21 protein-coding genes are annotated in these 25,274 nt (G+C 56.0%); 14 read left to right on the top strand and 7 right to left on the bottom strand.

Annotated features, from left to right (window positions below):
• Positions 1-26 precede the first annotated feature (26 nt).
• The 6 genes from JI62_RS15770 to JI62_RS15795 all read left to right on the top strand — a co-directional run bounded on the left by JI62_RS15770 (position 27) and on the right by JI62_RS15795 (position 6,482).
• Complete coding sequence (locus JI62_RS15770) at positions 27-812, top strand: L-iditol 2-dehydrogenase (protein WP_088701053.1); 786 nt, start codon at positions 27-29, stop codon at positions 810-812.
• 7 nt (positions 813-819) lie between these two features.
• Positions 820-1,440, top strand: a complete 621-nt coding sequence (locus JI62_RS15775; protein ID WP_088701355.1) for a nucleoside/nucleotide kinase family protein — start codon at positions 820-822, stop codon at positions 1,438-1,440.
• 85 nt (positions 1,441-1,525) lie between these two features.
• Positions 1,526-3,031 (top strand): mannitol dehydrogenase family protein, encoded by a 1,506-nt coding sequence (locus JI62_RS15780; RefSeq protein ID WP_088701054.1) that lies wholly within the window; start codon positions 1,526-1,528, stop codon positions 3,029-3,031.
• Positions 3,031-4,518, top strand: coding sequence for a xylulokinase (gene xylB, locus JI62_RS15785; protein WP_088701055.1), 1,488 nt, complete (start codon positions 3,031-3,033; stop codon positions 4,516-4,518). The genes JI62_RS15780 and xylB overlap by 1 nt, the downstream gene beginning before the upstream one ends.
• Before the next feature lie 20 nt (positions 4,519-4,538).
• Entirely contained in the window at positions 4,539-5,492 is a 954-nt protein-coding gene (tal, locus tag JI62_RS15790) for a transaldolase (protein ID WP_088701056.1), read from the top strand.
• A gap of 147 nt (positions 5,493-5,639) precedes the next feature.
• Positions 5,640-6,482: a fructosamine kinase family protein gene (locus JI62_RS15795; RefSeq protein ID WP_088701057.1), complete on the top strand. Its 843-nt coding sequence runs from the start codon at positions 5,640-5,642 to the stop codon at positions 6,480-6,482.
• Positions 6,483-6,502: 20 nt separating this feature from the next.
• Here the strand turns inward: JI62_RS15795 and cynS are convergent, their stop codons facing one another.
• Both cynS and JI62_RS15805 read right to left on the bottom strand, forming a co-directional pair.
• Positions 6,503-6,943, bottom strand: a complete 441-nt coding sequence (gene cynS / locus JI62_RS15800) for a cyanase (protein WP_088701058.1) — start codon at positions 6,941-6,943, stop codon at positions 6,503-6,505.
• A gap of 57 nt (positions 6,944-7,000) precedes the next feature.
• A complete protein-coding gene (locus JI62_RS15805) occupies positions 7,001-7,813 on the bottom strand; it encodes a formate/nitrite transporter family protein (RefSeq protein ID WP_088701059.1) in 813 nt (270 codons plus the stop codon).
• Positions 7,814-8,249: 436 nt separating this feature from the next.
• On the opposite strand from JI62_RS15805, the gene JI62_RS15810 reads away from it, so the two are divergent.
• The 5 genes from JI62_RS15810 (at position 8,250) to JI62_RS15830 (ending at position 17,299) form a co-directional block, all read left to right on the top strand.
• A complete protein-coding gene (locus tag JI62_RS15810; RefSeq protein ID WP_088701060.1) occupies positions 8,250-10,172 on the top strand; it encodes a sigma-54 interaction domain-containing protein in 1,923 nt (640 codons plus the stop codon).
• A 257-nt stretch (positions 10,173-10,429) separates the two neighbouring features.
• A complete protein-coding gene (locus JI62_RS15815; RefSeq protein ID WP_088701061.1) occupies positions 10,430-11,899 on the top strand; it encodes a TolC family outer membrane protein in 1,470 nt (489 codons plus the stop codon).
• A gap of 77 nt (positions 11,900-11,976) precedes the next feature.
• On the top strand, positions 11,977-13,254 hold the full coding sequence (locus JI62_RS15820; RefSeq protein ID WP_088701356.1) for an efflux RND transporter periplasmic adaptor subunit: 1,278 nt from the start codon (positions 11,977-11,979) through the stop codon (positions 13,252-13,254).
• Positions 13,254-16,442, top strand: a complete 3,189-nt coding sequence (locus JI62_RS15825) for an efflux RND transporter permease subunit (protein ID WP_088701062.1) — start codon at positions 13,254-13,256, stop codon at positions 16,440-16,442. The genes JI62_RS15820 and JI62_RS15825 overlap by 1 nt, the downstream gene beginning before the upstream one ends.
• A gap of 170 nt (positions 16,443-16,612) precedes the next feature.
• Positions 16,613-17,299, top strand: a complete 687-nt coding sequence (locus tag JI62_RS15830) for a hypothetical protein (protein ID WP_088701063.1) — start codon at positions 16,613-16,615, stop codon at positions 17,297-17,299.
• Between the two features lie 55 nt (positions 17,300-17,354).
• Here the strand turns inward: JI62_RS15830 and JI62_RS15835 are convergent, their stop codons facing one another.
• Entirely contained in the window at positions 17,355-18,287 is a 933-nt protein-coding gene (locus JI62_RS15835; protein ID WP_088701064.1) for an alpha/beta fold hydrolase, read from the bottom strand.
• Between the two features lie 76 nt (positions 18,288-18,363).
• On the bottom strand, positions 18,364-18,975 hold the full coding sequence (locus JI62_RS15840) for a TetR family transcriptional regulator (protein ID WP_088701065.1): 612 nt from the start codon (positions 18,973-18,975) through the stop codon (positions 18,364-18,366).
• A gap of 208 nt (positions 18,976-19,183) precedes the next feature.
• Between JI62_RS15840 and JI62_RS15845 the strand changes: the two genes are divergently transcribed.
• Both JI62_RS15845 and JI62_RS15850 read left to right on the top strand, forming a co-directional pair.
• Positions 19,184-20,215, top strand: a complete 1,032-nt coding sequence (locus JI62_RS15845; protein WP_088701066.1) for a succinylglutamate desuccinylase/aspartoacylase family protein — start codon at positions 19,184-19,186, stop codon at positions 20,213-20,215.
• Between the two features lie 207 nt (positions 20,216-20,422).
• Positions 20,423-21,895, top strand: coding sequence for a catalase (locus tag JI62_RS15850; RefSeq protein WP_088701067.1), 1,473 nt, complete (start codon positions 20,423-20,425; stop codon positions 21,893-21,895).
• Between the two features lie 62 nt (positions 21,896-21,957).
• On the opposite strand, the gene dusA is transcribed toward JI62_RS15850, so the two are convergent.
• Both dusA and JI62_RS15860 read right to left on the bottom strand, forming a co-directional pair.
• Positions 21,958-22,995, bottom strand: coding sequence for a tRNA dihydrouridine(20/20a) synthase DusA (dusA, locus tag JI62_RS15855; protein ID WP_240513266.1), 1,038 nt, complete (start codon positions 22,993-22,995; stop codon positions 21,958-21,960).
• 197 nt (positions 22,996-23,192) lie between these two features.
• Positions 23,193-23,999, bottom strand: a complete 807-nt coding sequence (locus tag JI62_RS15860) for a sulfite exporter TauE/SafE family protein (RefSeq protein ID WP_088701068.1) — start codon at positions 23,997-23,999, stop codon at positions 23,193-23,195.
• A gap of 146 nt (positions 24,000-24,145) precedes the next feature.
• Here JI62_RS15860 and JI62_RS15865 point away from each other — a divergent pair, with 146 nt between their 5' ends.
• Complete coding sequence (locus JI62_RS15865; RefSeq protein WP_088701069.1) at positions 24,146-24,742, top strand: hypothetical protein; 597 nt, start codon at positions 24,146-24,148, stop codon at positions 24,740-24,742.
• Positions 24,743-24,747: 5 nt separating this feature from the next.
• Here JI62_RS15865 and JI62_RS15870 read toward each other — a convergent pair whose 3' ends face one another.
• The gene (locus tag JI62_RS15870; protein ID WP_035563045.1) at positions 24,748-25,272 is read right to left on the bottom strand and encodes a helix-turn-helix domain-containing protein; all 525 of its coding nucleotides are present in this window, start codon (positions 25,270-25,272) and stop codon (positions 24,748-24,750) included.
• Between the last annotated feature and the right edge of the window lie 2 nt (positions 25,273-25,274).

Here is a 25,274-nt window from a genome sequence, read left to right on the forward strand (position 1 = left end):
GCGCAGCGATAAATGAGAGCATAACGATGAAGCTAAACAACAAAGTCGCGGTGATTACTGGCGGCGCGCGGGGCATCGGCTTGGCCATTGCCCAGCGCTATTTAAGCGAAGGGGCAAGCGTTGTGGTGGCGGATATTGACCGCGTTGCCATTGATGAGGCAGTGGCGACACTGCAGCAGCAGGCGGCGGGTGAAAAGGTGATGGGGGTTGAGCTCAATGTCTGTGTTCAGGCCTCGATAGATGCCATGGTAGAGGCGGTAAACAAGCGCTTTGGCGGTATCGATATTCTGGTCAATAACGCTGCCGTCTTTGATATGGCGCCGGTGCTTGAGGTGACCGAGGCAAGCTTCGACAAGCAGTTTGCGGTCAATACCAAAGGTATGTTCTTTACCCTGCAGGCGGTTGCCCGTTCCATGGTGGCCCGCGGTCAGGGGGGCAAAATTATCAATATGGCCTCACAGGCAGGTCGCCGCGGTGAAGCATTGGTAAGCGTTTACTGCGCCAGTAAGGCCGCAGTGATCAGCCTTACCCAATCCAGTGGGTTGGATCTCATCAAGCACCGCATCAACGTTAATGGCATCGCCCCCGGTGTGGTGGACACGCCGATGTGGGAGGAGGTCGACGCGCTGTTTGCCCGTTTTGAAAACCGCCCGCTCGGTGAGAAGAAACGTTTGGTGGGAGAGGCAGTGCCGTTTGGGCGTATGGGACTTCCCGAAGATCATACTGGCGCCGCCGTGTTTTTGGCCAGCCAGGACAGCGACTATGTGGTCGCCCAGACGCTCAATGTCGATGGCGGCAACTGGATGAGCTGAGGTGGTCATGACCCCTGATCTAGATACGTTGGCCCGGCAGATTATTGGCGCCGCTGAAGGCGCATCACGCTACCTGGTAGCGCTGGCAGGGCCACCGGGGGCGGGAAAATCCTACCGCAGCGCCCAGCTCTGCGCTGCGATTAATCAACACCTGCCCGGCCAAGCGGGGCTGGTGCCCATGGACGGCTACCACTTCGATAACGCTGTGCTGGGCGAGCAGCAGGTGCCCGTCAAAGGTGCGCCCCATACCTTCGATGTAGAGGGGCTGCGCTGCGACCTCGAACGTATCCGCCAGGCTATTCACCCGGTAGCGGTGCCGGTATTTGACCGCCCGCTGGATCTCGCCCGTGCCGGTGGACGCCTGATTACCCTTGAACAGCGCATTGTCATTGTTGAGGGCAACTACCTGCTGCTTGACCGCTCACCCTGGCGCGAACTGCGACCGCTGTTTGATTGGACGCTGTTTATAGACGTCGACGACGTCGTACTGGTTGAGCGGCTGGTCAACCGCTGGCTCGAGATGGGCCAGGATCGCACCGGGGCGCTTGAGCGCACCCACCACAAAGACATGCTCAACGCGCAGTTAGTGAAGAGTTGCTGTTTACCGCCCGACCAGCGCTGGCGCTAGTACTTTGTGTTAGCACATTTAAACCGCCTCTTTTACCTGCCTTATTCACCCCATCGCGCCAAGTAGGCCTTGGCTGGAGAGTCCCATGACCCGTCTTAACAATCACAACCTGGGCAAGCTAACCGACGATGTTGCTAAACCTAATTACGTTGCCAAACCTCAATATGACCGCAAGACGCTCACCCCCGGCATCGTACATATTGGGGTAGGCGGCTTTCATCGTGCCCATCAGGCGATGTACCTGGATACGCTGATGAATCAGGGCGAAGCGCTGGACTGGGGCATTGTGGGCGTAGGCGTGATGCCAGGCGACAAACGCATGCAGCAGGCGCTGGCAGCGCAGGACTATCTCTACACGCTGGTGGTTAAGCACCCTGATGGCCGGTATGAGCCGCGGGTCATTGGCAGCATGGTCAATTATCTGTTCGCACCGGAGGAGACCAAGGCGGTGATCGAGCAGATGGCTGATCCGGCGATTCGCATTGTGTCACTGACGGTGACCGAAGGCGGTTACAATTTTCACCCGGTGAGCGGCGAATTCGACCTCGATAACCCCCAGGTGCGTGGTGATCTTGCCAACCCCACCCAGCCGACCACCAGCTTCGGGCTGGTGGTGGAAGCGCTTGTCCGCCGCCGTGCGCGGGGCATTGCGCCGTTCACCGTGATGTCCTGCGATAATATTCAAGGTAACGGCGATGTGGCCAAGCGTATGTTCGGCGCCTATGCCCAGGCGCGGGACGCCGAGCTAGGCGCCTGGCTGGAAGCAGAGGTGGCGTTTCCCAACGCCATGGTGGATCGTATTACCCCGGTGACGTCGCCCACGGATATTGATGAACTGAGTCAGCGCTTTGGGGTAGAGGACGCTTGGCCGGTGGTCTGCGAACCCTTCACCCAGTGGGTGTTGGAAGACCACTTCCCCCTTGGGCGTCCGGCGTTTGATAAAGTGGGTGTTCAAGTGGTGGAGGATGTCGAGCCCTACGAGCTGATGAAGCTGCGCCTACTCAACGCCAGCCACCAGGCGTTGACCTATTTTGGCTATTTAGCCGGATACCGCTACGCCCATGAGGTGTGCCAAGATCCGCTATTCGTTGATTTTTTATTGGGCTATATGCGCGAAGAGGGCACGCCGACCCTGGCGCCAGTGCCAGGGGTTGATTTGGAAACCTACCGCTTAACGCTGATTGAGCGCTTCGCCAACCCGCAAATCAAAGATACTCTGGCACGGCTCTGCGCCGAGAGCTCTGACCGTATCCCTAAGTGGCTAGTGCCGGTGATTCGTCAGCAGTTGGCCCAAGGTGGCGAGATAGAGCGCAGCGCCGCTGTGGTGGCCAGTTGGGCACGCTACGCTGAAGGGGTAGACGAGCAGGGCGAGCCCATTGAAATTGTCGATCGCTTGAAAACGCCGCTCATGGCGATTGCCGCAGAGAACCGCCAGCGGCCCACGGCCTTTATCGAAAATCGCGAGCTGTTTGGCGACTTAATCGACAGCCCTCGCTTTGTTGAAGCCTATTTAGCCGCGCTAAGTTCCCTGCACGAACGTGGCGCACGCGCTACCCTAGAGGGTCTGGCATCGTCCAAAGGAACAGTGTGATGTATATCGGGGTGGATTGCGGTACCCAGAGTACCAAGGTAGTGGTGGTAGACGTTGAGCGGGGCAAGATTCTGGCTGAAGCAAGCCGCCCTCATCACCTGGACGAGGGCGAAAATGGCCGCCGTGAACAGGCGCCTGCGGAGTGGTTAGCCGCATTGAAAGCGGCGTTTTTTGCCGCGTTGGACAAAGCCGCTGTATCGGCGAGCCAAGTGCGCGGCATGGGTGTTTCTGGTCAGCAGCATGGCATGGTGGCGCTGGATGGCAACGGTGTGCCGGTCTACCCCGCCAAGCTATGGTGCGATACCGAGACCAGTGCCCAGAATGCCGATTTGGTGGCTCGATTGGGGGGCGAGGCGGGTTGTTTGGAGAAGCTGGGGCTAGTGCTGCAAACCGGCTACACAGCCTCTAAAGTTGCTTGGCTGCGTGAGCATCAGCCGGAGGCGTATCGGCGTATCGAGAGTTTGCTGCTGCCCCACGACTACCTCAATTTCTGGCTGACGGGCGAGCGCGTTACCGAGGCGGGTGACGCCTCCGGCACCGGCTACTTTGATACCCGCAAACGCTGCTGGCAGCTAGACGTATTTGCACAGATAGCCCCAGAGTTAGACCCCGAAAGGGTGCTCCCCCGTGTGCTGGCAGCCCATGAGCCGGTAGGCCTTGTGTGCCCAGCCGTGGCCCGGGAACTGGGGCTTGGCGATCAGGTAGTCGTCTCCTCTGGCGGCGGTGATAATATGCTGGGTGCCATTGGTACGGGCAATATCACCCCAGGATTGGTCACGCTCAGTTTGGGCACCTCCGGCACCGTCTGCGCCTACTCGGCGACTTCTGTTGAGTGCGATAGTGCCATGGTGGCCAACTTCTGTTCCAGCACCGGTGGCTGGCTGCCGCTGATCTGCACCATGAATGTCACCTCCGCTACCACCCGTGTGCGCGAGCTGTTTGGTTTGGATCTGGCCGCTTTTGGCGAGCGAGTGGCCAGCGCCCCCATAGGCGCTGAAGGCGTCACCGTGCTGCCATTTTTTAACGGCGAACGGGTGCCGATGCTGCCCGACGCCTCGGCGGACTTTCTTGGCCTGACCAGCTTAAACACCACCCAGGCTAATTTATGCCGGGCCGTGGTGGAGGGGGCCACTTTCGGGCTACGCTATGGGCTGGAGTTGTTGGGCGATTTAACCGCCGGTGCCAGTCAGATCCGTTTGATCGGTGGCGGTGCCAACAGCCCTGTGTGGCGGCAGATGGTTGCTGACATTACCGGCACCCAGGTAATTTGTCCTGAGATTACCGACGCGGCCGCGTTAGGTGCAGCCATACAGGCGGCCTGGTGTGACCAGCGTTCAGAGAGCGTCACCCTGGAAGCGCTGTGTGAAAAACTAGTCCACCTGGATGCACAGTCACTGGCTGACCCCCATCCAGCGCGAGTGGCTGCTTACCAACCCATTTATAGGCGCTACTGCGCAGAACTTGAACAACGCCATGGCGGCGCTTAAACGCATATCAAGGAGATTTTATGACCAGCCAGCTGCAACAGCTAAAGCAACACTCGCTTGTCGTCGCCGACACCGGTGACCTTGAGGCTATTCGTCGCTATCAGCCCCAGGATGCGACGACTAATCCCTCACTGCTACTCAAGGCGTTTAGTTTGGCGGGTTATCAAGCGCTGATTGATGAAGAGCTGAGCAGCGTCAAAGCCTCTGGCGGCAGCCGTGAAGAGCAGGTCAAACATGCCGTTGACCGCCTGGCAGTCGCTATGGGCAGTGAGATTTCCGCCGTTGTGCCGGGGCGTGTTTCCACCGAAGTGGCGGCGCGGCTGTCGTTTGATACCCAGGCCAGTATTGCCAAGGCCCACGAGTTAATCGAGCTGTATGACGCCCGCGGTGTCTCCCGTGACCGCGTGTTGATCAAGCTGGCGTCTACCTGGGAGGGCATTCGTGCCGCTGAGGTGCTTGAGCGCGAGGGCATTCAGTGCAACCTGACGCTGCTGTTCAGTGAAGCTCAGGCCCAGGCCTGCTTTGATGCCGGCGTGTTTCTGATCTCGCCCTTTGTGGGCCGGGTGACCGACTGGTACAAAAAAGAGACCGGCAACGACTACACGCCGGAAAACGACCCGGGGGTTCAGTTTGTGCAAGGCGTTTGCCAACGTGCCAACCAGGGCGGCTACGATACGGTGGTCATGGGGGCGAGCTTCCGTACCACCGGTCAGGTGCTTGCCCTGGCAGGCTGCCCAAGACTGACGATTTCGCCGGCGTTGCTGGAGGAGCTGGAGGCAACAGAAGGCAGTGTCAATGTGCAGATTCAATCTGGCGAAGGTCGCGGCAAACCGACTGAACCGTTAAGTGAATCGGCTTTCCGCTGGGGCCACAACCAAGACGCCATGGCTAATGACAAGCTGGCCGAAGGCATCCGCCGCTTCCACGATGACCAGCTTGAGCTAGAGAGCCTGATCGATAAACGACTAGGCTAATAGGTTAGCCCATGGCGTCGGGGTTAGGGTGCAGCGGGGGGCCATGGCGGTCAGATGGCGAAAGTAGCGCCCATGGATGGGTTAACAGCGACCCCGCGGATCCCTAACCCCGACGCAGTTATTCATTGGGGGACAGGAGATAGCCTCATGGATGCCACCCTTAGCCAACTATTGAAATCTATTGAATTAACCCCCGCTGGTAGTTTGCGGTCGCTCGGTGGGGGTGACATTGCTGCCGTATATCGTCTGGAGACCCGCCAGGGGCAGGTGGTGATTAAGCACGACAATGAATCACGACTGCGCGGTGAAGCCGAAGGGCTACGTGCGTTGCGCAGCGCCTCTGGGCAGTTGGTGGTGCCTGAAGTGTTAGGCCTGTCAGCGGGCTGGCTAGTCATTGAGTCACTGGATACAGTACCTGGCGGGCCGCAGAGCGAAACCGCGTTAGGTGAAGGGCTTCGCGGGCTGCACAGTGTGATTGGCGACGCCCACGGCTGGCATCAGGATAATGCCTGTGGGCGCACGCCCCAACCTAATGCACCGCTCAGTGATGGGCGGGCCTTCCAGCGCGAGCGGCGTTTATTACCCCTGTGTGAGGCGTGCCACCAGCGTGGTCTATTGGACGCAGCGCTACGTGGGCGTATCGAGCGCTTGGCTCAGGATTTGGAGCGCTGGCTGCCAGATGCGCCGCCCAGCTTGCTCCACGGTGACCTCTGGTCGGGGAATGTGCTCTTCACCACAAAGGGGCCAGCGATTATCGATCCAGCAGTGTATCGCCACTATCCAGAGGTGGATATAGCGATGCTGACGCTCTTTGGCTCGCCGGGGGAGGCGTTTTTTGACGCTTACTGGAACGGCGACGCCCCGGCCGACTGGCCGAGGCGTGAAGCGCTGTTTCAGCTCTATCCGTTGCTCAATCACCTGCTGCTGTTCGGTGCCAGCTACCGTTCGGCGGTTGAACGCAGCGTGGCGAGGCTCGAGTCTTTCACCTGAGCCTTGCCAGCACTTGTGTTTTACCAGGATTTATAGGGCAAAAACTTGCCGTTTAAAGTGAGCAGTACCCGGTCGCCCTTGGGGTCTTCGACTTTGTCGACCTCCATGGTGAAGTCGATGGCACTCATAATGCCATCGCCAAACTTCTCCTGTACCACGTCTTTCAGGGTCTCCCCGTAAACACCGACGACCTCATATAAACGATAGATAAAGGGGTCTTGGGGGATCGCTTCATCCCAGGCTTTGGTGGGGAAGGCTACCAGGGCATCGGCGACCTCGCTCTCCACGCCCAGTGTGTCGCAAAGCTTAGCGGCAATCGCTTGGCTGGCGCTATTCATGCCGTAGCAGGCGGAGGCGACCCACACCGGTGACATGCCAACGGCGTTACCAATATCGTCCCAGCTCATTTTTTTACGCGCTTTGGCGGCGAGCAGGGTGTGACGCATTTCGAGCTTATCCATGGTGATTCTCCTCTAGAGTGGGGGGAGGGCGAGTGACGCCCTTTTTTGGTTACTGGATCAAGACAACACTTTTTTGGGCTGAGTACGGACGTGGGTGGTATAGAGCACCAAACCTACCAGTGTCAGGCCGCCAACCAAGTTGCCTAGTACCGTGGGGATTTCGTTCCACATAATGTATTGATACAGGGTGAAATCGGCGCCCATCATCAGGCCAATCGGAAACAGGAACATGTTGACGACGGAGTGCTCAAAACCGAGATAGAAAAACACAATGATCGGCATCCACATGGCCATGATTTTGCCGGAAACCGTTGTCGAGATAGCGGCGCCCACTACGCCCATAGAGACCATCCAGTTGCAGAACATGCCTCTTAGAAAGAGCACAATCCAACCGGCAAATCCTGCCTCCTGGTAACCTACTGTGCGACTTTCACCCACCGTCATCATGGTTTGGCCGACCGCGTTGATCTCCTCGGTACCACCCATGGTGAAATTCAGGTAGCCAAAGGTGGCGATAAACAGGGCGCCCCCCAGATTGCCAAGCCCTACCAGCGCCCAACACTTGAGCATTCGCGGCAGGGTCACGCCGGGTCGTTTGTCGAGCCATGCAATAGGCACCAGCGTAAAAACCCCGGTGAGCAGGTCATAGCCCATCAGATAGAGCATGACGAAACCCACCGGAAAGAGCAGCGCCCCAATTAAGAAGTTGCCGGTTTGGGTCGCAATGGTGATGGCAAAAATAACCGCCAACGCCAGGGTTGCCCCGGCCATAAAGGCGCGGATAAGCGTATCCCGTGTTCCCATATAGACTTTTGACTCCCCCTGATCCACCAACTTGGTGACAAACTCACTGGGCATTAGATAAGACATATGTATGTCTCCTGTGTCATTTCGGTTAATTAACGCTTAATCCAAGAGTTTTAGTGTTTCCTGATAAGAGCAAAAAATAGGAGCAACAAAACCGATGGCTGCGCCGTCCTGGTGCAAAAGAGATTAAGCGTGTGGCGCAATCGCACTATTCACATAGCGTTTCCATCTAGCTATGCCACCTAGTCGTCCTACCTAGCTGTTCCACTTAACTGTTCCACCTAACCATTGCTATTTATGTGCCAACTCGCTAGAAGTGTTTTTAAGCTGTTGTTTTTATTTAATTAATTGGTTTTTGAAGCAGTTTTTCGGGAAAGCTAGAGTGGCCACGAAAAATCGTAATTAACGATATTTCGTTGTTTTATTGACGGAATATCGTAAGTGGCGCGGGAATTGAATGGATAAGTGGAGACCACCTTGAAACCTGGGGTATGCACCAATGGGTGAACAAGCACGTACTCACACTGCCGCTCTAATGGGCGATTTTTCACCGCTTGCAATGATCGTGATTGATCCGTTTGTCGATCAACTACTGGACGCTAACCCAGCTGCTTGCGAGATGCTCCATATTGATCAAACGCTGCCTTTAGCGGCCCCGTTTAGCCACCGCTTGAGTGCTTCACTGCCGCTTTGGGTGAGCTTTACCGACGAGGCGCTGACACAAAAGGCGGCCTGGTCAGATGATTTGGTAATGCTGGATATGCTCCGTCAGCCGTATCGCATTGAGGTTTATGCTCAGCGTGTCGACGACTCTTCGCAGCTGTTATTAACATTGATTGACCGCAACAAGGCCGAGCAGCGCCGTGCCAAAGCCGAGCTAGGCCGCCAGCACCGTCAGGGGGAGGTTGGCTGGCAGCGGGTTGAGCAAGTGTTTGAACGGATTGAAAAGCAGAACCAGCTTATTTTGGGCGCTGCGGGGGAGGGCATTTACGGCCTGGACGCTGAAGGCAAAACCACCTTCGTTAATCCCGCAGCAGAACGCATTCTGGGTTGGAGTACCGAGGACATGGTGGGCCACGATGCACACCTTATGTTTCACCATACTCATGCTGACGGCAGCCATTTTCCGGTGCAGCAGTGCCCTATTCACGCCTCGTTTAGCGACGGCCAGGTGCATCACGTCGATAATGAAGTGTTTTGGCACAAAAATGGCGAAGCAATTCCTGTGGAGTACACCAGCACGCCGATATTTGAGATGGGACGATTGGTCGGGGCAGTGGTGCTGTTTCGTGATATTCGCGAGCGTAAGCGCGCCGAGCAGCAGTTGCGCGATGCCCTTGCAGAAGTGGAGTCTCTTAAGCAGCGTTTGGAATTGGAAAATGAGTACCTTCAGGAAGAGATAAAAGCGGAGCTGAACCATCGGGATATTGTCGGCAACAGCCCGGCGGTGGCCAAGCTGATCCAGCAGATTGAGTTGGTGGCGCCCACCAGCGCCAACGTGTTGATTAGCGGCGAGTCGGGTACTGGCAAAGAGCTGATTGCCCGCGCCATTCATGCCGGGGGCACGCGCAGCGACCGACCGCTAATCCGCGTGAACTGCGCGGCTATTCCTCGTGATCTGTTTGAGAGCGAATTCTTCGGCCATGTAAAAGGGGCTTTTACCGGCGCGGTACAGGATCGCCCAGGGCGCTTTGAGCTTGCTCACGGTGGCACTCTATTTCTGGATGAGGTCGGCGAAATCCCTTTGGAACTGCAGAGCAAGCTGCTGCGGGTGCTGCAGGATCAGCAGTTTGAACGGGTAGGCGATAACCGTACCCGCGAAGTGGATGTGCGGGTGATTGCCGCCACCAATCGCGAACTGCGCGATATGATTGAGGCAGGCCACTTTCGTGAAGATCTCTATTTTCGTCTCAACGTGTTTCCCATTGATTCGGTGCCGCTACGCAAGCGGATTGAAGATGTGCCGCTGTTGGCTCGACACTTCTTACAGCGCGCCTGCCTGAAATTTAATAAGCCGGGGGTGCGCATTCCTCCGGCCCAGCTGGAGATCCTGCAGCGCTATCCCTGGCCGGGCAATATTCGTGAACTGGAGAACATCATTGAGCGGCAAGTTATTGTGACCCAGGATCGGCGCTTGATGTTTGATGACCTGCTGCTGGGAGAGGCCCCGCGCAAGATAGGCCGCACTAACCCTGTCTCTGCGGCGGGCCATGCCGGTGCAGAGCAGAAGGGAGTAGCGCTGCTTACCGAGCAGGCGCTTAGCCAGCGCAAGCGGGAGAGCGCGGTTGCCGCTCTGGAGCGAGCAAGAGGTAAGGTTTCTGGGGCGGGTGGTGCGGCGGAGTTGCTTGGCATAAAGCCAACGACGCTGGCCTCGCGGCTTACTAAGTGGGGCATCGACCCGAGAGAATTCCGTAAAAGCTAACCGTATTAATCGCCAACGCAACATGCGTTGGACTAAGGTAAGCTGGAAGTGACTTGACAATAGACTGTTCACACATTTTTAGATTGTTCAAGGCTAGCATACATACATGAATGTAACTATAATGCTCATCTTTCTGAATGGCACCGTATTTCGAGTGATTTAGCGCGCTAATTGGCTTGGTTTTCTATAGCACGAGTCGAGTAAGCTGAGAGACTAAGCGCGTTTACCATCTGACACTGATACCTAGAGGCAATCCCATGCGACTGGCACACTGGGCAGTCAATGCCCCTTTACGACCCTTACTATTGGCGGTATTAACCGCTTCTTTTGTATTGCCTGCTCAAGCTGCCGATCTCATCACGATTACCCGTGATGCGTTAGACAATAACGCTGAGCTTGCCTCGGCGCGCTCGCAGTATCTGGGTGTAGAAGCAGGCAGAGACGTTGCACGAGGTGGGTTGCTCCCGCAAATTAACGCTTCGGGCACCGTGGCGCACAACGAGCAGTATGAAAGCCAGGGCTCATCTCAAGCCGGAGCAGGTGCTGGCGCGGGCGCGGGCAATGTGAGTGCCGGTGATGACCGTTACAACACCGTATCGCTCACCCTTGAAGCCACCCAAGCGCTTTATGATGAAGTGACACGTAGGCAAGTCACCCAGGCTGAGCGCCAGATCGACCAGCAGGTCTATCTGCTCGCAGCCACCGAACAGCAACTGCTAATTGACGTGGCCAGCGCCTACTTTGACATTTTGCGTGCCCACGAAGTACTCGAAGCGCGTTTTGCTCAAGAGCGTGCCATCGGGCGTCAGCTCGAGCAGGCGGGCGAGCAGTTTGAAGTTGGCTTAATAGCGATTACCGAAGTCGAAGAGGCTCGCGCCACCTTTGACCAGTCCCGTGCTGACCGGATTGCCGCAGAGAGCAATCTGCAGGTGGCTTTTGAGGCACTGGAGCAGTTGACCGGCCAGCGCTACGCCAGTATTGAAGCCCTGGGCGACAGCATGCCCATTGCGCTTCCTGAGCCAAGCAGCCGCGACTACTGGGTAGAGCAAGCCATCGAGCGTAATCCTCAGGTGTTGGCGCAACAGGCGGGGATTGAGGTGTCACGCAGCGGTGTGGAAATTGCCCGCGCGGGTCGTTTGCCTACCCTTTCAGCCTTCGGCAACTATCAGTATGGCGACAGTGATATTGATAACACCACCGGCAATGACTCCTCTAGTCAGGTAGGCATACGCGCTAATTTACCGGTCTACACCGGCGGCAGTACCAGCGCGAGCATCCGCCAGGGTACTTATCAACTGGAAAGTAGCCAGTATGATTTCGAATCTCAGCGTCGCTCGTCGATCCAGCAGGTTCGTTCGCTGTATACCCAAGTCAGCAACGATGTGGAAACCGTCGAGGCCCGTGAGCAGGCGATCGTCTCGAACCGCAGCGCTCTGGAAGCAACCCGCGCTGGCTACGAGGTCGGCACCCGGAACATCGTGGATGTTTTGAACGCTGAGCAGAATTTGTATAACGCCATCGCCAACTACGCAGAGGCTCGCTACGACTATGTCGTTAATCTGCTCTCGCTGCGTCAGCAGGCAGGACGCCTTGATGTGGACGCCATTGAAGAAGTTAATGCGTGGTTAACCGGTGATGAGGTGAATTTTACCTTGCCAGAAAGCATTGGCAATGACCGCTATGAGCCCGCGCTCAACATCGGCGCACCGCCCCAGCCTGGCACGTAATGGCTTGTCGGTTGGAAGTGATACAGATGCGCATGTGCTATCGGTCACCTTAAAAAAGATATATGGGAATGCAACGTATGAAGAAGATGATTCACTCTCGCCGAGCGAGTCTGGTGACGCTGGTAGCTGCGCTGGCACTTTCAGCCTGTGGGCAGGAACAAAACGAGGCGCCTCAACAGGGCCAAGGTGCCCAGCAAGAAGCCCCGCCCCATAAGGTCGAAGTGGCTGAAATGGCGCGCCAGGATATACCGCTGGATAAGTCATATCCTTCTCTGTTGCGCAGTGATGATGAAGTCACTTTGGTTGCCCGTGTCAATGGGTTTCTGGAGGAGCGCCACTTTGAACCCGGTCAGTTAGTGGAAGAGGGCGATCGTCTTTATACCATCGAACCGGATCTTTACCAGGCAACCGTCAATCAGCGTGAAGCCGATCTACAGAGCGCCCGTGCCGAGCTTGCCCGCGCTCAGCGCGACGCTCAACGTTTTGAGCAGCTTCTAAGCCAGAACTCGGTGAGCCGTCAGCAGTATGATCAGGCACTGGCAGACCAACGGGTCGCCCAGGCGAGCGTTGCGCAAGCAGAGGCTGCCTTGACCAGCGCCAACCTGGATTTAGGCTATTCCCAGGTGACGGCTCCTGTCTCGGGCATGATCGGTTTGAGCCAGATTAACGTAGGCAACCTGGTTACCTCTGGTACCGAACTGGCGACGATCACGCCGCTGGATCCACTGGAAGTGCGCTTCCAACTGCCTCAGCGTGACGCCTTCGAGCTGCGTCGCCAGTTGCGTGACGGCGGTGATACGTCGGATATCCGTGCGCGGTTGAGTATCCCTGGAGTGAGTGGTGGCAGCGACTCTGAGTTGGAAGGGCATTTAGACTTCCTGGGGTCGCGGGTAGATAGCGGCACCAGCACCGTGCAAGCGTCCGCTACCTTTGAAAACCCCAATGCGGCTGTGCTACCCGGCCAATTTGTGCGTGTGCGCATTGAGGGCCTGAAGCGCTTTGAGGTCTTGGCAGTGCCTGAGATTGCGGTGACGCAAGGGTTAATGGGCCCTCAGGTGTTTGTCCTGGATGAGGACAACAAAGCCCGCGAAAGAACTGTTTCATTGGGTGAAGTGGCTGGCCCGTGGCAGTTGATTCGTGAGGGGCTGGAGCCGGGGGATCGTGTGGTGGTCGGCGATCCTGCTGGTTTAGAGCCGGGCATGACGATTGACCCTCAGCCGTTTGATGGCAACGCTGAGGATATCGTTGAAGATGTAGAGCAAGAAGAGACGCAGCAGCAGGCTGAAGCGGCAGAGTCAATGGAAGAGGGGGCAGCCGATAGTCAGCCCGCTGAAGGGGAAGAGGGTGCGCAATAATGAACTTCTCTAACTTCTTCATCAGCCGCCCGATATTTGCCACGGTACTGGCGATTATCGTGACGCTGGTGGGCGTGATGTCGATGCGCATTCTGCCCATTGAGCAGTACCCCAGCGTGGTGCCGCCAACGGTGTCGGTGCAGGCGCAGTTCCCTGGGGCGGATGCAGAAACCGTTGCACAAACGGTGGCGGCCCCCATTGCAGAGGCCATTAACGGCGTTGAGGACATGCTCTACATGACCTCTAACAGCGCTGATAACGGCCTTATGAGCCTGAGCGTTGCCTTCAATATCGGCACCGATGGTGATATTAACACCATCAACGTTAACAACCGGGTTCAGGGGGCGCTTTCGCAGTTACCTGAAGCCGTGCAGTCACAAGGTGTTACCGTTGAGCTGCGCTCTGACTCTATTTTGATGTTTATCGCGTTGACCTCACCTGATGGTGACTACGACAACATCTATATGCAGAACTACGCCACGTTGAACGTGCTTGATGAACTGCGTCAGGTGCCGGGTGTGGGTAATGCAGAAGTGCTGGGCGGCGGTGAGTTTGCCATGCGTATCTGGATGGATCCGGATAAGCTGGCCCAGTACGACCTGACGCCCAGTGAAGTAGCTAGTGCGATCAGGGCGCAAAATACGGAAGTTCCGGCGGGCAACTTGGCCTCTACGCCGCAAAGTGAGCCGCGGGCGTACACCTATACGATTACCGCGGGCGGTCGTCTCAGTAATGTCGACGACTTCCGTAATATTTACCTGCGTACCAATAGCGACGGCTCTTCGCTGCACCTGGAAGATGTCGCGCGTATTGAGCTTGGGGCATCTTTCTACGGGGTTGATGCGCGTTTGAACGGCTCAACCATGACGCCGATTATTATTAACCAGCAGCCCGGTGCAAACGCGCTGGAAACTGCTCAGGGTGTGCGGGATACGATGGAGGAGCTGTCTGGCCGCTTCCCACCCGGGCTCGAGTATGTGGCACCTTATGATACAACCCTGTTTATTGATGCCTCCGTGGAAACGGTGCTCCACACTTTTATTGAAGCCTTTCTGATCGTTATCGTCATTCTGTTTATTTTCCTACAGAACTGGCGCTTCACCGTGATTGCCATGTCGGTGGTACCGGTCGCTGTTGTGGGTACGTTTGCAGGTTTCTATGTGTTTGGCTTTTCGATCAACTTGCTGACCCTGTTTGCCTTGGTTTTATCGATAGGGATAGTGGTCGACGATGCCATTTTGGTGGTAGAGAACGTCGAGCGCGTGCTGAGTGAAGAAGACGATATTAGCGTACGCGATGCGACTATTCGGGCGATGAAAGAAGTTGGCGGGCCGGTCATTGCAACTTCGCTGATTATGGCCGCAGTGTTTGTACCCGTGGCGTTTCTGGGCGGTTTTACCGGTCAAATTTACCAGCAGTTCGCGATCACTGTCGCCATCTCGGTGGCTATCTCAGCGTTAATGGCGCTGACCTTTACCCCCGCCTTGTCAGCGATTTTCATCAAGCACAAAATCGCCGGTGCTGGCCAGTCCAAATTCAAGCGAGCCCTAAACACACCGCTACGCCTTTTTGACCGACTGTTTGCTGGCATTACCGCCGCCTATATGTGGGTAGTAAAAGGCTTGGTGCGTTTTTGGGTGTTAGCGTTAGCACTAACGGTGCTTACCGGGGTGGGTTCCTACTGGCTCTACGCCAATACGCCTTCGACGCTGGTGCCGGAAACTGATCAGGGGGTTGTGTTGGTGAGCGTGTCGCTCCCCGACGCCGCATCGCTGGATCGTACCCAGCGCTATATGGCAAAACTGAGTGCGGCGATTGAAGATATCCCCGGGGTAGAATACTCCTCCGCGGTGGCTGGCTATGACATTTTGTCGAGTTCCGTGAATACCGCTCGGGGGGTAATGTTTATCAATCTAAGCCCCTGGTCTGAGCGTGACCTGACGGCCACCGAGCTCGTAGGGCGTATTATGGGGTTAGGCGCCAGTATTGATGGTGGATCCGCGATGGCCTTTAACTTGCCACCTATCATGGGGCTTTCGACTACCGGCGGGTTTACCGGCTACTTGCAGTCCTTTGATGGTGCATCGCCCCGTGAGCTGTATGAAGCGTCGCTGCAAATCATGCAGAAAGCTAACCAGCACCCTGCCTTGAACCGTGTATTTACTACGTTCAACGTTAATGTACCGTCCTACCGCGCCAACATTGACCAGCAAAAAGCCTTAAGTTACGGCGTGGCGCTGGAAAACATTAATTCGGCCCTGGGCAATACCTTTGGTAACGGCTTTGTGAACTACTTCAGCTATCAAAACCGTAATTTCCAGGTCTATCTGCAAAACGAAGATGAATTCCGCAAGACACCGGAAGACGTCAGCAGCGTTTACGTGCGTGGCGGAAATGGCGAACGTATCCCTCTCTCTGAATTTGTCGAGCTGGAGCGCCAAACCGGTCCGTCGGTGGTGTCCCGCTTCGGCGTATACGCCGGTGCAATGTTCCAGGGTGAGCCAGCTGCTGGTTATAGCTCAGCTCAGGCGATCGAAGCGATGAACGAAGTCGTGGAGGAAGCGCTGGGCAGCAACTGGGGTATGGGGTGGACGGGTACCGCCTATCAAGAGTCCAATATGGGCAGCGCCGCGACGCTGGCGATTGTCTTCGGCCTGTTGATGGTCTTCCTGATTCTGGCGGCTCAGTATGAGAGTTGGTCGTTACCGCTAGCGGTACTCACCGCCACACCCTTTGCGTTTCTGGGAGGGATTGGCGGTATCGCGTTGCGCGGGCTGGACACCAGTGTGTATGTGCAGATCGGCATGCTGGTGGTGGTTGGGCTTGCTGCGAAGAACGCGATCCTGATCGTTGAGTTCGCCGAACTGCAGCGTAAGGAGCAGGGGAAATCAATCCGTGAGGCGGCGATTACCGCAGCAGAGCTGCGCTTCCGTCCCATCGTGATGACCTCGCTGGCATTTATCTTTGGTACCTTGCCGCTTGCATTGGCAACCGGTGCCAGCGACGTGAGCAGCCATCACATTGGTACCACTGTGGCGATGGGTATGTTCTCTGTTGCCACCTTGGGTAGCCTGTTTATTCCCAGCTTCTACGCCATGATTGCGACGGTCTCTGATTGGCTGAGTCGCAAAATGAAAGGGCATAAACATGATGGCTCACAACCGGCACTTGAGCATGACAAGCACTAACCCTTAGCGACTCATCAAAGGGTGAGAGTAGGCGGGTGCCATCTTCGGGTGGCACCCGCTTTTTTTATGGAGCTGACCGAGATCAAGGTAGAGGTGGCGCGGAAAAGCTAATCTGAACTAAGCTGGAAGTAACAATACATCACCGGCTAAGTACCGGGGGAGGCGCCATCATGAACGCTCTAGTGCACGCTGCTACGCAGTTTCCGACCATCGTCTTTACGTTGCTACTCGGTCTGTTAGCTCTTTACTGGCTGTTAGTGATTATCCGTTTAGCCCCTCTGGAGCTGTTTGAACGTGATAGCCTCAAAGAAGATCATCTCGCCAGCACGCTGGTTTCTCTAGGCTTCGCTGGAGTTCCCGCCACGCTGGCATTAACGGTGATTCTGACTATTGCCGCAGTACTAACAGTCGCGATCGAGCTGCTGGTATTGCGGTGGCTACCGCTTGGCTTGATACGTATACCGGTAGGGGTGCTAGTGCTATGGGGCACGCTGGTCATGGCCTCGCCCATCGCAGCAATGCTCTGCCAAGCACTGCATCGTGGACTGCATCGGTACCGCCCCTTCACCCGGCGTTGTCTGCTGGGACAAACGGTTGTGGTAACCGAGCGCCAGGGTGCGGGTGAGCAGGCGTTTGCGGTGATTGATAATGAGCCGGCGAGCAGAGTCAAACTGCTTAGCAAAAGCGATGCTCTGCCTGTGCAGGGGGAGCGCCGGGTGCTGGTGAAGTATTTGCCTGAAGAGGGGGCTTACCGCAGCGTATCCGAGCAGACGTACCTTGAAACGCGGATTCGTTTAAATAAAATGCGGCTAAACCAGAAAAATCGCCACTCTACCCATTACTCGGCGTCTCACTGATACCGCTTTTCACTGAGGAGAGTAACCGGGACGCAAATATTTCAAGCATCCCGGTCTACTTCCGCCACCGCCGCCACAGTTGTGCTAGCCACTGCACTGCACGCTGCCAGCGAGTGGCGTTTTGTGTTTTATTCAATGAGGTTGGACGAGGTGCGGGGCGATTTAAAAAGTCGTGAATGGGATCAACCTGCTCGGGCTTATCCAGCATAGGCGCGTGACCGCAGTGAGGCACGTTTAGGGTAACAAGTTTAGGGTGTGCCTCGGCCATCCGCGGCAGCATTTCTGCATCCAGAAGCGTCGATTCCTCGCCACGTATTACCATCACCGGACAGCGAATGTTCGCCCAGTCAGCCCACATGTCCCGCGGCGTATCGTGCACAAACTGCTCGCCAATGCGCGGATCGAAGTGATACGTCCAACTGCCATCCGGTAACCGTCGGGCACTGTTGAGAGCCAGTTCACGCCGAGCAGATTCAGCGCTAATACCGAAACTGGCGTAGTGCCGGTTGAGCTCTTGCTGGAGTTCGCTAAAAGTAGAGAAGCGGTGGGTAACGCCGAAATAGCTAGAAAGACCTATAAGGCCCTGGGTGTTCAGCTCGGGGCCTACGTCGTTAAGAATCAGCCGGGAAATGCGCGCGCTGTGCTGCGGGTCAGCAGCGATCAACATACCAAGCAGACCACCCATTGAGGTGCCCAACCAATCCACGTAATCGAGTTCAAAGTGATCGAGCAGTGCGATCGCTATCGACACGTAATGGCTATAAAGGTAGTCATGGGCAGGAAACAGCGACCAGCTGGATAACCCGCGACCTGGGGTGTCCGGGGCAAGAATCCGCCATTCAATGCCGAGTTCTCGCGCCAGCGCGCTGAAGTCGCCGCCATGACGGGCAAATCCATGCCAGGCGATTAACGTGCGCGGGGCGTTAGGGTTCCAAATGCGTACGACTACTTCTAATTCGCGTACGCGGACAAACTCCAAGGCATCCATAGTGTGCTCACACGGCTATAAAAGTAGCTCAGTATAAGCATACTTGCTGCATTGCAGCGAGAGTGTGGGGGATTGTTTAACGCTGCATCATGCGAATAGAGGCATCAATCAGTTCGCCACCGCGTTCACGAATCGAAAACGCCTCGGGGTTACGTAGCCAATCATGGAAAAGGCCCCCCAGCATGGATTGCATCAAGCGCGTTGCCACTTCGGGACTGAGGTCTTCACGCAACAGTTGCTGCTGCTCTGCAAGTACAAAGACATTCAGCATCTCTTCAAAACACTCGTTGCCGATCTGATCCTGCATATCAAGCGGGTTAATATCACTGAAGAACTCGCAGCGATGCAGCAAAATGGAGAGTATTCGCTGATAAGAAGGTTGCTCAAGGCGTACTAAACCCGCATGGCAGGCCAGCCGTATCGATTCCAGCGGTGATAATTCGGCGTCAGCTTTGTCCACCTCATCCATCAGCGACTGGAAGGGCATGCGCACCTGTTCAACCAGCGCCATAAACAGGTCGCCTTTGTTTTTAAAGTGCCAATAAACGGCACCACGGGTGAGGCCAGCATGGCGAGCGATTTGCTCAAGGGAAGTGCGTGCCACGCCTTTGGCAAAGAATACCTCTTCAGCAGCGTCAAGCAGTGCTTCTCGGGTAGCAGCCGCTTCTGCTTTGGTCTTTCTTGCCATGGAAATACAACCTCATAATCGGACACAGTATGGTCACATTTTAACCTAAGCAGCAGGATATTTACATTCAAAACTGTATGGATAAATGTTCCATCTCATAACGTGAATTAACAAATTCGTCATTTCGCGACTGGAAGCGTATAAACGGGCAGTGAGACAGGCCCTAATGTCGTTAGCAAAACGAATTAAAAAAAACAGGAAAGAAAGCATGGCGCGAGCTCCTTTTCAGCTGGGTGAACATATCATTATGCCTGGCCAACGCTTACAAGTTGATGTGCCGGTGGCACGTTTATATACCCATACGCCTCTGCATATACCTGTCGAAGTCGTTCATGGCCGCAAGGATGGCCCAGTGCTGTTGGTATGTGGTGGCATCCATGGCGATGAAATCAATGGGGTGGAGATTGTTCGTCGAGTACTGCGCGCGAAAGCGATTAGTAGTATCCGCGGTACCTTGATCGCGGTGCCGGTTGTGAACGTACTTGGCTTCTTGCAGCAAACCCGCTATTTACCTGATCGGCGTGATCTCAATCGCTGTTTTCCAGGCAGCGAGTCGGGGTCGCTAGGCGGCCGTATTGCAAATCTGTTTCGCGAACAAATTGTCGATCACGCTACCCATATTATTGACCTACATACCGGCGCAATCCATCGCACTAATCTGCCGCAAATTCGTGCCCAACTCCGTCCTGGAAGCGAAACCGAGCGCATGGCCGATGCTTTCGGTGCGCCCGTGGTACTGAATGCGGAACTGCGTGAAGGTAGCCTGCGCCATTACGCCCAGAACCGCGGGATTCCAGTGCTGACCTATGAAGCCGGTGAGGCATTGCGTTTTGACGAGTGGGCGATTGCCCCTGGGGTGCGTGGTGTACTGCGGGTTATGCGCCGACTAGGCATGCTGACCGGTGAGCAGCGCCACCGCACGCCAGCACCCGCGGAGCTTGCCAAAGGGTCAAGCTGGGCCCGGGCACCTATCGATGGTATTTTGCGGCCCAAGGTGCGCCTAGGCGCCCGGGTTGCCAAAGGCGAGGTGCTGGGCAAAGTCGCTGACCCCTTTGGCAATGACGAGGGCGAAGTGCGCGCCGTCGCCGATGGTATTGTGATTGGCATGAGCCGCTTGCCGCTGGCCAATGAGGGCGAAGCGCTGTTTCATATTGCCCGTTTTGATGAGATTGATGAGGCCGAAACGGCTGTCGAGAGCTTTAACTCAAGCTTGGTGCCGCCGCCTGATTCGTTTTATTAATCGCTCTTCATAGCTAAGAGCTATCGCTGTGATAGTTAAGGATTAGCTACTATAAATGGCAAGTTGGCAGTGGTTTGACTATACCTAGGGGTGGGCTTTGTTAGCGGCTGCAAAAATGATAACAACTAAAACAAACAGCTAAGCTTTCATCGTACTCGAGCGAGTGGCGATCAAACGCCACGTCTACCGTGACACGGAGGAAAAGCGATGACGAGCGATAAACCTAAGCACACCACAACGGATGCGGGCATAGGAGTCAACAGTGATGAACACTCACTCTCAGTAGGCCCCGATGGGCCGATTGTTCTGCATGATCACTATTTGATGGAGCAGATGGCTGCCTTTAACCGGGAAATGATTCCGAATCGTCAGCCCCACGCAAAAGGGAGTGGCGCCTTTGGTCACTTCCAAGTCACTCACGACGTTAGCCAATACACCAAAGCTGACTTTCTCCAGCCGGGCAAGAAAACCGAGATGTTGGCTCGTTTCTCGACGGTGGCCGGTGAGGCGGGTAGTCCGGACACTTGGCGCGATCCTCGTGGCTTCTCGCTGAAGTTCTACACCGAAGAGGGCAACTTCGACATGGTGGGTAACAATACCCCTGTGTTCTTCGTGCGCGATCCGCTCAAATTCCAGCACTTTATCCACTCACAAAAGCGTCGAGCGGATAACGGCTTGCGTGATCACGATATGCAGTGGGACTTCTGGACGCTTTCGCCGCAATCTGCACACCAAGTAACCTGGCTAATGGGCGATCGTGGTATCCCCGCCACTTGGCGCCACATGAACGGCTATTCCAGCCATACCTATATGTGGGTGAACGCTGAAGGCGAGCGCTTTTGGGTGAAGTACCACTTCAAAACTGATCAGGGCATTAAGTGCATGACCCAGGAACAGGCCGATAAGATGGCGGGCGCGGATGCCGACTACCACCGCCGCGACCTGTTCGACGCCATCAAACGCGGCGATTATCCCACTTGGACGCTGCAAGTTCAGATCATGCCCTTTGAAGATGCCAAGACCTACCACATCAACCCCTTCGATTTGACCAAGGTGTGGCCGCACGCCGACTACCCGCTGCAAGAAGTCGGTAAGATGACCTTGGATCGCAACCCCGTCGATTTCCACAGCCAAATCGAACAGGCCGCGTTTCAGCCCAGCAACGCCGTACCGGGTACCGGTTTCTCGCCCGATAAAATGCTGTTGGCGCGGGTAATATCCTACGCTGATGCGCACCGTGCGCGTTTAGGGGTGAACTACCAACATATCCCCGTTAACGCGCCCAAGACCCCGGTGAACAGTTACAGCCAGGGTGGTCAGATGCGTATTAACCACTCCACCGACCCGGTGTACGCACCTAACAGCAAAGGGGGCGCGCACGCCAACCCGGAAAAGTACCCGGAAGATGCAGTATGGGAGACGGACGGCGAGTTGGTTCGCGCTGCCTACACGCTGCGCTCGGGCGATGGCGACTTCAACCAAGCCAATGATCTGGTCAATAAGGTAATGGATGATGCCGCCCGCGACCGATTGGTCAACAATATTGTCGGCCACGTTTCCGACGGTGTGGAAGAGCCGGTGCTGTCACGAGTATTTGAGTACTGGAAAAACGTCGACCAAACGATCGGCGAGCGTGTCGAGCAGGGCGTAATGGCGAACCGTCGGGAAAACGGTCAGTAAGCTTACGCTATTAGAAAAACGAACCCGCTACGCTTGCGTAGCGGGTTTTTTGTACAACGCACTTATACAACGAGCTCGGGTTCGTTCACCAAGCTAAGCGCGTCATCAAATAAGCGCAATCCTGCGCCTTCTTTATGGGCGTATTCTGACAAATGACGGCGGAAGCGCCTGCCGCCAGGGCAACCCTGGAATAAGCCCAGCAAGTGACGGGTAATATGATTCAGCTTCGCGCCTTCATCCAAGCGCTGCTGAATATAAGGCCGGAAAGCTATTGCGGCATCCAGGCGGCTCGCCGCCGGACCTTGCTCACCAAACAGCTGCTTATCGACGCCTGCAAGCAGCCAAGGGTTTTGATACGCCTCACGCCCTACCATCACGCTATCCACATGGGTAAGCTGCGCTTGGCACTCCGCCAGCGTTTTAATCCCGCCGTTAATGCCGATATGCAATTCAGGGCGGCTCTGTTTTAGACGGTGAACACGGGGGTAGTTAAGCGGCGGCACATCGCGATTCTGTTTAGGCGACAGCCCCTGCAGCCACGCCTTACGGGCGTGAACGGTAAACACCTCGCAGCCTGCTTCAGCAACGATAGCGATAAACCGCTCAAGGTCGGCATCTTCATCCTGGTCATCAATGCCAATACGGCACTTCACCGTGACCGGAATAGATACAGCTGCCTGCATCGCCCGCACAGCCTCGGCCACCTTTTCGGGGTAGCCCATTAAACAGGCGCCAATCAGGTTGTTCTGCACGCGGTCACTCGGGCAACCCACGTTCAGGTTCACCTCATCATAGCCCCACGCCTCAGCAATCGCCGCACACTCGGCTAGCTCACCGGCATCGCTGCCGCCCAACTGCAGCGCAAGCGGATGCTCCACCTCGTTATAGCCCAAAAAGCGCTCACGGGGTGTCCCGTGCAAAATCGCACCGGTCGTGACCATCTCGGTATACAGCAGTGCACGCCTAGTTAACGTGCGTGCGAAGGCTCTGTAATCGCGGGTCGTCCAGTCCATCATAGGCGCGACGGAGAAAGTTCTATCCAGCTCCGGGCGGGCAATGCCAGACTTCATGCGGGTTTGCGCGGTTGTGTTATCATTCATAGCTGTTCATATTTACAGTGTTTTAGCCACGTTTTTAGCTAATTGGTGTCACAAATTTGGCACTTCGTGGCACTTTCATTTGTCACATTTCGAGGCAGTGATGGCGACGATCATGAAGCATCCAAAAAGGGAGGGCAGTTTCTCATATACTGCCCATTTTAGCATTCCGAGAAAGGGCCATACGCTAAAGCCTGGGGTTAAGCAGTAAACACCGCATACACCATCTGCAGTGCCAGCCCCATCAGCATAAAAGCGAATACCCGTTTGAGGAGTTTGACAGGTAGCTTATGCGCTAACTTTGCTCCGATGGGAGCCGTTAGGATACTGAAGGGCGCCATCAGCAGTAACGCAGGCAGGTAAACGTAGCCGAGCGCTGCACTGGGCAGCCCTTGGGTAGACCAGCCGTTGATTATGTAGCCAAGCGCACCCGCAACGGCGATTGGTAGGCCTACGGCTGCTGAGGTGCCTATTGCGCGGGGTAGCTTGACATTGCACCAGGTGAGGAAGGGCACTGTAAGTGAGCCGCCGCCAATGGCAACGAGTGCGGAAATGCCACCGATGCCCAACCCCACACCGCTTACACCGATAGGGCCGGGGAGGCCGCGGCTTGGTTTGGGCTTGATGTTTGCCAGCATCTGGAGCGACATTAGCACCATAAAGCAGGCGAAAAAGATAGCAAGGCCACGCGTGGGTATCAGTGCCGCGATAAACGTCGCCAAAAAGGTGCCGACTAATATGCCAGGGGTAATAAAGCGCACGATGTCCCAGCGAACGGCCCCGTGCCGATGGTGGGAAAGCAGGCTAGCGGTAGAGGCGGGAATGATGGCCGCCATGGCGGTGCCTAAAGCCAAGTGGGCAAGGTGGTCGTGGGGCACGCCTTGAAGTACAAAAAGGGACGTTAAAATCGGCACCATAATACCGCCACCGCCAATCCCCAACAAGCCTGCCATCAGACCTACAAAGCCACCCAGTGCTACATAAGCCAACCACCAAATGATGTCCAAAGCCGTTGCTCCTAAAAGTGTCTTGTTAGCATGATAAGCACATTGTACCGGAAGCGGTGTAAGTAGCGGGGCCAAAAACGAGTATTCCACTGTGGCGGCGGCAATGCAGTGGTAAGCTGCAGAACAAGTAATATTTCGGAGTTCGTATGCGCAATGTAATAAGCAGTGTTGGCGTGTTGATGGTATCCGCTGCGCTACTGGCAGGCTGTGGTGAAACAGACGCGCCGAATGAGTCGGCGGCAACCGCAGAACAAACATCAGCCCCTGAACCGACAGTTGCCGAGATAGCAGTGGCTGAAGCGGAAGAAGTGGCGCCACTCGTCGTCGAGATAATGGCGCATGTATCGCTGCGTAGCGACCGGCGTTTAATGGTGGAAGGCGAAAGCAATTTACCTGACGCGACGTTGGTGCAGATTATTGTCGAGCGTGAGATTAGCAGCGTGCGTTGGCGTGAGCGGACACGTGTAGACGATGGTGTGTTTGCAGCGGGGCCATTTGGCCCTGGCAGTGGCTTACCCGATGGTGGCTATATAGTACGGGTGGAGGTTTCCGAAGGCAGTGTACAGCCGGAAGCCGTTCAGGCGCGTATTGGCCACGAGGGCCAGCACCTGGCGGGAGAGCTGGTAAATCAATCCCGCCATGGGCTGGGCCAAGTGGCCACCTACTCACGTCGCTTCTTGGTGGGGAGTGAGCCAAGGCAAACGCGTGACCAGGTGGAGGTGCTAGAGAGTCCGGGGAGGTAGACGCTTTAGGCAGGATGCCAATGGGCTAACAGTACTGCATGAATCGATGTGTCGCTTGGGGCCTTGGCGAAGTGCTCAATGACGAAACGATCGTCGCGTTGCACTACATAGTGGCCCGCCTTGTGAAACACATGGGTCGGCCCGAGTAGCAGTAGATCACCAGCGTTAACGGGCGAAAAATCTGTACCTTGGCCAGGTGTTGCCATCACACAGGGTGCTTTCCAGTCAATGTTCAGCGGGAGATGACTGGGCACTTTAATGGTCGTTGCCTGTACCTGTTCCCAGGGGAGGGGGCCGGTATGAGTCAACGTTAATAGCTCGGGCGCGCTATCACCTTCCAACAGTGTTGCCAGGGAGCAGTCCAGGGCATCAGCGAGCGCCACAAGGCGTTCGTGACCGATCTGTTTGATCGCCCCAGATTCCCAATAAGAAATGGTGACATCTGACACGCCAACTTTGCGCGCAAGGGCAGCTTTGTTGAGCTTGGCCCTAAGCCGCAGTTGCTTGATACGTGAGCCTAGCGATTCCATTT

Source organism: Halomonas campaniensis (assembly GCF_002211105.1).
GTDB lineage: Bacteria > Pseudomonadota > Gammaproteobacteria > Pseudomonadales > Halomonadaceae > Vreelandella > Vreelandella campaniensis_A.